Below are 11,891 nucleotides of genomic sequence, written 5' to 3'. Positions count from 1 at the left end.
GGCCACAGTGCGGCAGGCGTCCTACATGTCCACCTCGTCGCAGGCCCAGTCCGAGTACTGGCCCGCGCTGTTGCGGGCGCGTACGCAGGCCTGCGCGTCGTCGTCGTCGGCGCGGAAGCCGAAGGACTTGCCCGAGTCGAGGGAGGCCGGACCCTCCCACTTGTCGTCGTCATCGGCCCGCCACCTGCGCTCGTAGGTGTTGGGCAGGCCGCCGGAGGCGCCTGGGCTCCAGGAGCACACCACATGGTCGCCGCGGCCTGCGGAGCAGCTGATGGCGGGCGCGCTGGGCGGGCCGTGAGGGGTCACGGAGGCTCCGGAGACCACCGAGGAGGCTCGCTGGTCGCTGCTGACGACCCTGGCGTAGACGGTGTAGCTCTTCCCGTCGGTCAGCCCCGAGATGGTGGTGCTGGAGGTCCAGGTGACTTGGTCGACCGAGTACTGGACGGTCAGGTCGGAGGACGCCCAGCCGTTGCCGGCGCGTGCCGAGGCGCTGACCTGGATCCGGCCGTTGGAGCCGGTGGCCTGCGCGGAGGGGGCGGAGGGAGCCAGGGGCTCGGTCCTGTGGGTGTACTCGGCGGACGAGGAGGAGGTGGATCCTGCGTCGTTGCTGGCCACGACGGTGAAGGACCAGGTGCCCGAGGTGGCGTTCACGGTGTAGGAGGTCGAGGAGCCGACGTCCTTGCTGCCGCTGCCCTCAGGGCCGGAGTACCGGACGGTGTAGCGCACGGGGCTGCCGTTGGCGGCCGCGGGGCTCCACGAGACCGTCAGCGAGCTGCCGCTGGCCCTGACCTGGGGCGTACCCGGGGGGCCCGGGGCGTCGTAGGGTGTGGCTGACGCGGAGGGGCTGGAGTAGGCCGAGGGCTCGCCCGTGGAGGGGACGGCGCGTACCGTGGCCGTGTAGGCGGTGCCCGCCGAGACTGACGGCGCCCGCAGGGTCAGGGACGTCCCCTGTGTGGTGTGGGTAGTACCGTCGCTCAGGCGCACCTCGTACCTCATGGTGGCACCCTCGATCGGTGGCACGGCGCTCCAGGACACCGTCAACTCCCCCTGGCCTGCCGACAGCACGGGGGCAGCCGGGACGTCGGCGGCGACGCTGAAGACCTCCGGGGGCGAGGGCGCCGACGGCACGGAGTCGCCGGCGGCGCTGGTGGCTACCACCTGGAAGGAGTAGCTCCTGCCCGGCGTCAGCCCGGTGGCCTGGCAGGGGGACCCCGAGCAGCTCCACCGCCCGGCCCCGCCCACCTCGGTGAGCGTGTAGCCGGTGACCGGGGAGCCGTTGTCCGCGCCCGGGGACCAGCGCACCGTCATGGCGGTGGCACCGGTGGCCTCGGCGCGCACCGCGGTCGGTGCCTCGGGCGCGGCGGCGACCGTGACGAGGACGGTCCCGCTCACCTCGCGGTCCGGGGAGCCGGTGGCGTCCATGACACGGTAGGAGACGCTCATGCGGCCGTGGAAGCCTGTGGCCGGGGAGATGGTCACGGTGGTCCCGGAGACGGAGACGTCGCCCTGCCCCGAGTCCACCTGTGGGGTGCCGTTGAGCGTGACCGGCTCGTCCGGGAACGGGTTCGTCACCAGGGTGGCGATGTCCACGCTCACGGGGGAGCCGTCAGAGTCGAGGGAGGCGGGCACGGTCGTCATTAGCGGGCGTGCCGAGCCCCCGACCCGCAGGGGCAGCGTGCTGGTCACGGGGTCGTTGACGCCGTCGGAGACGGTGACCTCCACACTCCCCGCCGTGCCCTCGTCCGCCCCGGCCAGGGCAGTGACAGACAGGGTGGAGCCGCTCAGCGCCACCTCGAATCCCTCAGGCGCGCTGCCCACGGAGAAGCTGAGCGTGTCCGTCTCGTCGGGGTCCGTCGTCATGCTCGTGAGGTCCACGGCCACCGGTTCCTCACCGGGGGCCGCAGTGATCTCCGTGGGGGTGAGGACGGGAGGGGTGTTGCTCGTGGCGTCCACGGTGACCGGCAGGGTGAGGGTCGCGCTCAGTGCCTCGGGACCGGTTCCGTCGGCGACAGTCAGGGTGACGGAGGTCCGGCCGGTGAAGCCGTCGTCCGGGGTGAGGCGCAGTACGCCACCGCCGTCTGCCAGGGTCGCCTCCTGGGTCCCGGCACCGGTGTGGACCGTGGAGGGGTCGGTGACCACTGCGGAGGTGCCTGCGCGCGTCAGGACGTGGGAGGACAGGGGTATATCGGTGGGTGTGTCGGCTGGGACGCGCACCGGTACGGAGGCGGCGTCCAGGCGGGGACGCAGGGCGGAGCGTGACGGCACCACGACGACCGCGTTGCCGGTGAGCCCGTCGGCGTCGGTGACGGTGTAGAGCACCAGGCGAGGTTCCTCGCCCACGGTCAAGGTGATTGAGTCCTCACTGACCTGGACGTCAGGCTCGTCGGTGCTCAGGGTCAGGTCCCACGGAGAGCCGTCGGCGTCGAGGTCGTTGTCGAGCACCGGGACAGTGACCACTCCCTGGGCGTCCACCTGGTCGACGGTGACGTAGTCGTCAACCCCCACCGGGCTGGCCAGAGGCGCCTCCCGGGAGACCTGGACCGTGACGGTGCCCGTGTCCAGGCCACCTCGGCCGTCGGACACGGTGTAGGTGACGGAGTAGACCCCCTCCTCCTGGGGCAGGTCGGCGACGAGCCGACCGCCACGGGTGGACACCCCGAGAGCAGGGTCGGAGGGGGTGGGGGCGCCCTCCAGGGAGAGGGTGTCACCGTCAGCGTCCAGGTCGTTGGACAGGACGTCGACGGCCACAGTCCTCCCGGGCTGGGCGACGACCAGGTCGTCAGTAGCGACAGGGGCGATGTTGGTCTCGGTGGCGGCGGCGACCCCGACACGGACCGTGGCCGTGGCCTGGGCACCGAGACGGTCCTCGACGACATAGGTGAACGTGTCTGTCCCGGTGGCGTCCTCCAGGGGGGTGTAGGTCAGCCACGTGGAGGACACGTCCACCGTTCCCAGGGACGGCGCCTGGTCCAGGCCGACCAGGCTCACGGAGTCGCCGTCGGGGTCGATGCCGTCCAGGGGGACGGTGACGGCTGCCGGGGACGTGGAGACCGTGCGGGCCTCCAGCCCCCGTGGTGAGGGGGCTGAGTTCGCGTCGTCGTCACGGGGGCGCACCTCAATAGTGACTGCCCCTGAGGTCGCCTGGCCGTGGGCGTCGGTCGCCGTGTAGGACAGGGTGGTCCGTCCCGCCTGGTCGTCGGCGCGGAAGCGCACCGTGTCCTGGCTGACCCAGGCTGTCCCGAGGTCCTGCCCTGCCAGGCCGAGCTCGGGGGAGACGGACAGGGCCAGGCCTGAGGGTGAGGAGTCGTTGTCCAGGACAGGGACGCTGACCACGTCTCCGGCGCGCACCACCGCGGTGTCGTCCCCGACCACGGGAGGCTGGGGGTCGGTTGAGGCGACAGGGACGATCGAGACGGTCCCGGTGGTGGTGGCCGTCCCGTTGGTGACGGTGTACTCCACGGACGTGCCGGGAGGGACAGGCCCCGCAGCCGAGACCTGCAGCAGGGAGTGCTCCACGACCGTGACCGTGACCCCGGAGTCAGCGGGAGCGGTGACGGACTGCAGCACCAGGATGCCCCCGGAGGGGTCGAAGTCGTTGGACAGCGGGTCGACGGTCGTCGCGCCCGAGTCCGCCAGGAGCGCGGTGTCGTCCTCCACCTCCGGGGGCACGGTCGCCTCGGCCCGGGCCACGACGTCGATGCGTACGATCCCCTGGGAGGTGCCTGCTCCGTCCATGACGTCGTAGGTCAGGTAGAGGGTCTGGTCCTGGCCGGAGGCCTCGGAGGAGTCGGTGGAGAAGGTGAAGACGCCCGCCTGCTGGTCCACCGAGACCTCGGTGCCGGTCGGTGCGTCCTGGACGTCGGCCAGGTGCAGCGGCGTGCCGGAGGGGGAGGTGTCGTTGTCCAGCGGGGAGACCACCACCCGCGAGCCGGCCACGACGCGGACGTGGTCGGCATTGGCCACAGGAGGGGCTGTCTCCGCTGTCCTGACCTCCACGGACACGGTCCCGGTGCTGGTCTCCTGGCCGTCGGAGACCACGACGGTCATCTCCCTGGTCCCCGCGCCGGCGCCCATCTCCCTCACGGTGACGGTGCCCTCGCTGGAGGCCTTGACGTCCAGGCCCTCTCCGTGGGCGGAGACAAGGTAGAGGTCGTCCCCGTCAGGGTCGAGCCAGCTGCCCAGGACGCTCAGGGAGCCAGCGGCTCCTTCCGTGACGGTCAGGCTGGGGACGGTGGTCTGCTCGGGGGCCTCGTTGACCTCCCAGCCGTGGACCTCCACCGTGGCCACGGCGGAGTCGCTCATTCCTCGCCCGTCGTCAGCCGTGTAGGGGACGGAGTAGGTGCCGGTGGCCTCAGAGGGCACCTCAAGAGTCAGGGCGAGCCCCCCCTGGGCGGGTGCGGCCGTGACAGTCCCCCCGGTGTCCAACGGCGTGGCGGTGAGGACGTCTCCGTCAGGGTCGGAGTCGTTGGCGAGGACGGGCAGGAGCGTGGAGCGCCCGGGTCTGGCCCCGAAGGTGTCGTCACTGGCCTCGGGGGCGTGGTTCTCCTCGGTGCGCTCTGGAGGGGACTGGGCCTCGGAGGTGTCGGCGGAGTCGTCCTGGACGTCGGAGGAGTCGTCGGTCTGGGCTGTGACGTCGGTCCAGTCGTCAAGCAGGACAAGCTCCTCGTCTGGGAGCCAGACGCTGCCAGTCTCCAGGTCGTTGAGCACGATGGCATCGCGGTTGACCCGGAACACCGGGGCAGAGGACGTGGCCAGGGACTCGTCATGGAGGGTCTCGTTGCCGCCGGTGATCCCGGAGCACTCCCGGACGAACTGGCCCGACCCGGACCAGGCTGCGTAGACACAGCGGCCCAGGCGCACCGGCTGGGCCGCGACGCCCTCAGGCGCCGTGCCCGCCTGGGCGTCCCCGCTGTCCTGGCCGGAGGATCCGGAGCCGGCGGGTATCTCGGTCACTTCGCCCCCGTCCAGGGGCACGGAGACCAGGGCGGTCCGGGAGGCGACCAGGACCGAGTCTGCTGACGGACCGGCCTGCTGCAGGGTCAGTCCGGGCTGGCCCAGGTCCGTGGTGCCTCCCTCGGGCAGGTGGAGGACTCCGGTGCCCCGCTCCAGGACCACGGGCTGGTCCCCGACTGCCGTGACCGCCAGATCGGTCCCGGGGGTGGGGGAGAGGGAGGTGGCAGCAGCTGTCTCCCAGCCGTCTGCGGTGGCTGGCAGGGAGACCAGGGACCCGGTCGTGGCTGAGACCGCGTGGATCGACCCGTCCTGGCCCGCGACCGCGGTGACGTCGGGCATGCTGCTGATCAGCGGGGAGACCGCCGCCAGGGACCCGACCGCGTCAACCGTGGTGGCCCGGACGGTGCCCTCGGCACTGTTGACAGCGACCACCCGGTCACCTCCCTGGAGGACAGTGTCCGCCTGGGAGAGCTGGGTGTGCTCAGAGAAGCTGACCTGGGCCACGTCCACGGTGGCGACTGAGCCGTCGGTGGTATCGGGTACCAGGACGTCTGCGGCGTCCTGGGTGACGTCGAAGGAGGCCGAGGTGGTGCGGATCGCCCCGTCTACCTCCCGCGACGGGTAGTTAAGGCGGGCCACCAGGTGGTCGGAGGCAGAGGTCACCCAGACGCCGCCGTCGTGCAGACGCAGGTCCGCCTGGGCTGTACCGTCGTGCAGCCAGGCAGCAAGGACCAGGACGGTGACGCACAGCAGGGCTGTGAGCGCGGACAGCCGCTGGCGTACCAGGAGCCTGCGGGTCAGCCGTCGGGTCGTGCCGGGGAGACCGTGGAGACCACGGGGAGCGGGCAGGCGGCGGAGGACAGGCAGATGCTGACCCAGGCGTGCGCCCAGGCTCCGGTGACCGGCTGCTGCCCTGCGGCTGCCACGGGTCGCGAGGCTGCTGGTGGGGCTGGGGCTCTCGGGGGCAGGGGGAACGGGGACGGGAGCCGGATCTGCTGAGCTCACTGAACCCCTTGGTGGCTGTGCGAGGCGACCTCCTGGAGCAGCGTGCGCCGCAGCATCGTGGAGGAGGTGGTGGGGGTGTAGGGCAGGTAGACGACGCGGGCGCCGACCTCTGCCATCTCCTCCTCAAGGCGTAGACCCTTGTCTGTGCCCTGCCAGTCCGTGCCCTTGAACAGGATGGTGAAGGGGGCGCGGTGCCACGCCAGGCGCTTGTCCTGGTCGTAGTCGGGGACCACGGCGTCGACCATGCGCATGGCGGCGACCATGGCCATCCGTTCCGTCAGGGGCACGATGGGGGGTCGTCCCTTCATCCGTTCCAACGACTCGTCTGTGGCTACACCCGCGATGAGGTGGTCGCAGCGCTGGGCAGCCTCCTTCAGGATGTTGAGGTGCCCCACGTGCAGCATGTCGAACCCGCCGGGTACGTATCCCACGTGCATTAGTAGGCTCCCTTCCCGCCGATGACGGCGCGCAGCGTGTCGGCGAAGATCCTCGCGTCCAGCGCCCCGCCACGGTTGTCCACGTAGTGCCTGTCCAGTGCCACGGTGGAGGCCCAGGACAGGTCGGAGCGCCCGGAGACCTGCCACAGGCCCGTCATGCCAGGTTTGACCAGAAGCCGTCGGCGCGCCTCGGCATCGTACTGCTCGACCTCGTGGGGGAGCGCGGGACGGGGGCCCACCAGGCTCATCTCGCCGCGCACCACGTTAAGCAGCTGGGGCAGCTCGTCGATGGACAGGCGGCGGATGGTTCGTCCCACACGGGTGATACGAGGGTCCTCCCTGTCCTTGAACATGACCTCGTTGCCTGCGTCCCCGCCCGCGCTGACCACGGAGTCCCGACGCTGGTCAGCGTCGGAGTACATGGAGCGGAACTTCCACATGGTAAAGGGGACGCCCTCCCGGCCCACACGCTCCTGGGCGTAGAACGCAGGGCCGGCGGAGTCCAGGCGCACGGCGAGGGCGGTCACCAGCAGCAGGGGCGAGGCTGCCAGGAGCAGCAGGGAGCCCACCAGCCGGTCGAACAGCGACTTGCCCAGGTCGCGTGTGCGACGTGTCCTCACAGCGATGAGCCCGGTCCAGCCGTTGGTGATGGACAGGCCGCGCATGCGTCCCGGGACGACGTCCTGCAGGCCGGGGGCTACGATGAGGCGGGTCTGGGTGGACTCCAGGCCACGCATGACTGTGACCAGGTCCTCAGGCAGCACCGACCCGACCGTCATGACCACGTCAATCTGCTCCGCCCGGACCACCGAGGCGATGTGCTGGGGGCTGCGGACCGGTGCCGCCGGGTGCACCGAGGCCTCCTGGCCGGAGGACAGGTAGCCTACGATGAGGAACCCGTCCATCGGGTGCCTGCGCAGGTGGGTGAGCATAGGCTGCGCCCCGGGGCCCATGATGATAAGGGTCCGGCGCAGGCCGTAGCCCTCCAAGCGGCGTCGGCGCAGCCACGCGGACTCGACCTGGCGCCCAGCCATGGCCAGGATGACCTGAGCCGCGAGCCCCATGAACACGGCTGTCTCGGTGGGGGTGGCGGTTGAGGCGGTGCCTGCCAGCAGCTCTGCGACCGGCATCCCTGCCAGGAGTGCGGCTGCGGGGACAGTTGCCAGTCCTGCCGTGAGGAGGTGGCCCGCTGACGGGCTGCCCTGCTCGATCGTGTCCATCCCCAGGGCCCCTAGGAGCCAGGCGGTGACGATCATGAGCAGCCCGGTCAGGAGGACGGGCAGTGCTGCCTCGGGGCGTCGGACACCTGCGACGACCCAGGCGGGCAGGGCGACGGCGCACAGGTCGTTGAGGACCAGCCAGGTCATCAGGTCTGCGCGCACGCGGGCCCAAGGGCTGCGAGGGGCGGGGATGGTGGTGCCAGGCCCCGACGAGGGTGGCTGGCGCTGCTCTGGCACCGGCAGCGTCAAGGGGGAGGTGGTCAAGGCGGGCTCCGTGAGGGTCTGTGTAGGGGCAGAGGCGAGTCGGCTGGGGAGCCTGTCGCCCCCGCGATTTCATGAATGCTACTGATATCTGCGACGGATTATGTGGTAAGTGGCAAAGATCGCAGTGGCGCTCCCTGGATTGCTGGATATTAAAATGCTACACGACGTCTCAGCCTTGCAACGGCAGCCTGTCTGCACCATGTGGAGAGGGAGCGTCCAGGAAGTGTTCAGGATCCCTGGGAGCGCTTGCAGTTGAGCCGTTTTGTGGCTGCCCTCCAAATGTTGTGGCGCCACGTTGAAAAAATCACGGGTTGATAAAGAAACTGACGTTAGGCTGATCTTTGTCCCGGACCTCGCGGGTCTTCCTCGGCCTGTGGGTGGACGGTCCGTGCGGAGCCTCGGCTCGCGTCGGGGCCTCGGCTGGGCAATCATCTACCTGGTGCCCGCCGCCCGGGGCGGGGTGTGCGGCGCCGGTGACTACGAGCCGAGGAGCGTGAGCAGAGGAGCATGAGGAGGATGAGGTTCCCTGGCGGCGTCGCCGCTGCGGGTGGGCGGGAGACGGCCGGCGGCCGGGGCGAGCGTCCTGCGGGACGCAGCGCCTGGTCGTCCGTCGGTCGCACTGCGGCGGCCAAGGTGGTGGTGATGGGGGTCTCGGGACTGTTCGGCCTGGTCAACACCCGTCTCATCATCGGGCACTTCGGCACTGATGCCTACGCCCAGTACGGCCTGCTGGCCACGTTCCCCAACCTCATGCCCTTCACCGACCTGGGGATCGGGGCGGTGATCCTCAACGCCGTGGCGAGCTCGGCGGACCCTGCCCGGGACTCGCTGGTACGACGTACCATCACCACGGCGATCCGGGTGCTGCTGTGCTCGGCCCTGGTGATCGCCACGGCGGGCGTGGTCATCGGCCTCCTGGGGCTGTGGCCTGCCCTCCTGGGTGCGCGCCTCATGGAGGGCGGCGGCAGGACGGCTACCCTCTGCCTCCTGGTCTACGCGGCGGCTCTTCCCCTGTCCGTGGGGCAGCGTGTCGTCATCGGCCTGGGCCGCTCGGCGACCCAGGTCATCAGCCAGGGTGTGGTCTCGCCCGCCATGACCTGCATGCTGCTGGCGGCCGTGGTGACCCGCACCGGTGCCGGCAACGCGGTGTCGGTCTACTCCTACCTCGCCAATGTCCTGGTCTCGGTCATCTGCGTCGTCGTGGCCTGGCGTGCTACCAGCCCGCTGCTGCGTGAGGCGGTGCGCGACGTGCCCCGTGTGCGCAGCGTCCGTGGGGTCAGCGTCCGTGGGACAGCGGGGCCTCAGCTGGTGCAGTCTCTGGTGATCCCGGTCGCCTTCCAGACTGACCGCCTCCTCCTGTCCCACCTGGGGGCTCCTGACGCCCTGGCCCAGTACAACCTGGCCGCGACCTTGTTCAACCTCCTGACCCAGACGGTCATGGTTACCGGTGTGGCCATGTGGCCGCTGTTCGCCAGGGCGCGGGCGGACCGGCGCACCGAGAGCCCCTTCAGGCCCGCAGCAGCCTTCGCGGGGGCGGGCCTGCTGGCCGCTCTGCTGCTGGCGGGGGCGACCCCCTGGGCCGCCCGGGTCCTGTCGGACGGGGAGATCACGCTGCCCGTAGCGCTTGTGGGTGCCTACGTCCTCTATGTCGCCGTCGAGGCGGCCAAGCAGCCTCTGGGCATGTACATGACCGACCCGCGGGGCCTCCAGTTCCAGGTAGGGCCGGTCCTGGTGCTCGTACCCGCCAACCTCGCCCTGTCCTGGCTGCTCATCGCACCGATGGGTGCGGCAGGTCCTATCGTCGGCTCCCTCGTCTCGGTGGTCCTGTGCCAGATCCTTCCCTACGCTTGGTGGGTGCGTCGCGACCTTCGCCGTCGGCGGGCGGGCTGGTCCGGTTCCGACGGTGGCATGGAGGCCGTGGACGCCTCGGGGGCCGCAGATGATGACGTGGGTGGCCAGGACAGTGCCCACGACACCCAGGAGCCCACCCAGGAACCCGGTGCTGCTCCTGCCCCTTCAGGGGGCCAACCTGTACTGTCCCCACCCGAGGAGGGTCACCATGACCACGACGAGCGTCGCTGAGAACATCCGCGCCCTGTCCGGCGCGCAGAAGTCCCGGGCGGGGGCACCCTTGTACTCCCGGCTTGTCAACCGCCCCGTCGGCCGGGTCCTGGCGGCTGTCGCCCACCGCCTGGGGATGACGCCGGACCAGGTCACCTGCCTGTCCGGCCTGTGCACGGCCGCAGGGATACTGCTGATCGCCCTGTGGCGGCCTACGGTGGCAACGGCGACAGTCACCTCCCTGCTGCTCATGCTCGGCTATGCACTGGACTCTGCGGACGGCCAGCTCGCCCGCCTGCGTCACGGGGGGTCTAAAGCAGGGGAGTGGCTTGACCACGTCGCTGACGCGGTCAAGCTTGCGACCATCCACGGAGCGGTTGCGGTAGGCCTCTACCGGTTCTCCGGACTGCCCGACACACTGCTGCTCGTGCCCCTGGCCTTCGGGGCGGTCCAGAACGTCCACTTCTTCAGCTACATCCTCACCTACCAGCTGCGCTACCACGGGGGGACGCCCCTGGCTCGCGACGAGGGGCGGGCTGGCATGCTCAAGTCTGTGCTGTCGGTACCTACCGACTACGGGCTCCTGTGCCTGGTCCTGGCGGCCCGGTTCTCACCCGTGGTTTTTATCTGGGTCTACGGCCTGATGCTTCTGGGCTATGCTGGTTATGTCCTTCTGGCCCTGCCCAAGTGGTATCTTGAGATGAGGCGGCTGTAACCGGTGGGTGACATCGGGTGAGTGACCTCGTGCGGAAGAGCCAGGACTGCGCGCCCGGGCGGGGCCGCACACGCTGAGCGCTCTGGGCGCACTCGGCACAGGGGTTGCTCCCGCCCCGGAAGGCAGGGAGCCAGGAGGTACTATGCCGCTCTTGACTGGCCGTCAGGCGCTTCTGGTCCGCACGGGCCGCCTTGACGGGCTGGGCAACCGTGTCCGCGCCCTGCTGTCGGCCCAGGCCCTGGCTGAGGCAGAGGGGCGCGACCTGTACTACGTGTGGAGCACTGGGAAGTCCTTCGGACCACGTATGGAGGACCTGTGGGTGTTCAGGGCAGGGCGGCGGGTTCCCCGCCTGGTCTCCGCAGCACTGGCTGCCCGCGCCCCGTTCCGGCCGCCTTCAGGCGTCCTTCTGGGACCCGGGCTGCGAAGTGAGCACCTGTGGCAGATCCGCTCCCACGGCCTGCCGGTGACGTGGGAGGACCCCGCCTGGCAGGGTCAGGCAGATGACACGGCCCGCGCGGCCGGATGGGGCGGTGCCCACACCCCACGACCCTGGGGGCACTACCTGCGCGAGCTTACGCCGGTCAGCCCTGTGGCTGAGGTGGTGCGCTCCTTCTACGACAGCCGCCTTCGGGGACGTCCCTACGTCGGGGTCCAGGTGCGTACCCACCGCGTGTCCCACACCCGTACCCTGTGCTCCTCGCCCCTGGAGTGGTTCGTGCAGCGGATGCGCCAGATCCGCTCCGAGCACCCGGAGGTGGCCTTCTTCCTGTCCTGCGACACCAGGGAGGGGCAGGACAGGCTCATGGAGGAGTTTGACGGGTGCCTGGCCCTGGAGGGCAAGGGCGGCTACAACACGACCCAGGGTGTGCGCTCCGCAGTGGCGGACCTCTATCTGCTTGCCGGTGCACAGCACCTTGTCGGGGCCGCGCACTCCAGCTTTGTCGAGATGGCGGTGCTCCTGTGCGACGGCCTGGTCCCCTTCGAGCGCCCCGGGCAACCCCTGGAGGGACGGGTGGACCTGAGCCTGGGAGGGGTGGTGGACCCGCTGAGGCCCGCACTGAGGGCGGGGTCGTGGACGCCGACCTAGGTGCGGGTGTGGGGTTGGGTCTTAGCGGCCTAGGTGTACTTCCTTGTGAGGTTGTGTACGGGGCGGGTAGTGGGTGAGGGGTTCGGGCATGATGCGGCCTGGCCTCGGGGTTTCGTGGTTGAGGGGCTGAGGCGGGGGTGAAGGTGTCG

Annotated in this window: 6 protein-coding genes; 3 read left to right on the top strand and 3 right to left on the bottom strand. The window is 70.3% G+C overall.

The window, feature by feature from the left end; genetic code table 11:
• Positions 1 to 21 precede the first annotated feature (21 nt).
• From CWS50_RS10985 to CWS50_RS10975, 3 genes are read right to left on the bottom strand one after another with little or no spacing between them, the layout of a single operon-like run.
• Positions 22 to 5,958 carry a fibronectin type III domain-containing protein gene (locus tag CWS50_RS10985; RefSeq protein WP_127842822.1) on the bottom strand — a complete coding sequence of 1,979 codons (5,937 nt, stop codon included), beginning with the start codon at positions 5,956 to 5,958 and terminating at the stop codon, positions 22 to 24.
• Positions 5,955 to 6,395 (bottom strand): FAD synthase family protein, encoded by a 441-nt coding sequence (locus CWS50_RS10980; RefSeq protein WP_127842821.1) that lies wholly within the window; start codon positions 6,393 to 6,395, stop codon positions 5,955 to 5,957. The genes CWS50_RS10985 and CWS50_RS10980 overlap by 4 nt, the downstream gene beginning before the upstream one ends.
• Complete coding sequence (locus CWS50_RS10975; protein WP_127842820.1) at positions 6,395 to 7,879, bottom strand: sugar transferase; 1,485 nt, start codon at positions 7,877 to 7,879, stop codon at positions 6,395 to 6,397. Before CWS50_RS10975 ends, CWS50_RS10980 begins: the two co-directional genes overlap by 1 nt.
• A gap of 507 nt (positions 7,880 to 8,386) precedes the next feature.
• Here CWS50_RS10975 and CWS50_RS10970 point away from each other — a divergent pair.
• The 3 genes from CWS50_RS10970 to CWS50_RS10960 all read left to right on the top strand — a co-directional run bounded on the left by CWS50_RS10970 (position 8,387) and on the right by CWS50_RS10960 (position 11,742).
• A complete protein-coding gene (locus CWS50_RS10970) occupies positions 8,387 to 9,961 on the top strand; it encodes an oligosaccharide flippase family protein (RefSeq protein WP_371854776.1) in 1,575 nt (524 codons plus the stop codon).
• Positions 9,939 to 10,655 (top strand): CDP-alcohol phosphatidyltransferase family protein, encoded by a 717-nt coding sequence (locus CWS50_RS10965; RefSeq protein WP_127842819.1) that lies wholly within the window; start codon positions 9,939 to 9,941, stop codon positions 10,653 to 10,655. The genes CWS50_RS10970 and CWS50_RS10965 overlap by 23 nt, the downstream gene beginning before the upstream one ends.
• Before the next feature lie 142 nt (positions 10,656 to 10,797).
• On the top strand, positions 10,798 to 11,742 hold the full coding sequence (locus CWS50_RS10960) for an O-fucosyltransferase family protein (RefSeq protein ID WP_127842818.1): 945 nt from the start codon (positions 10,798 to 10,800) through the stop codon (positions 11,740 to 11,742).
• The last annotated feature ends 149 nt before the right edge of the window (positions 11,743 to 11,891 follow it).

This window comes from Actinomyces wuliandei (assembly GCF_004010955.1).
Lineage (GTDB): Bacteria > Actinomycetota > Actinomycetes > Actinomycetales > Actinomycetaceae > Actinomyces > Actinomyces wuliandei.
Note: the sequence above shows the minus strand (reverse complement) of the source record. Positions and strands in the feature narration are given on the sequence as shown.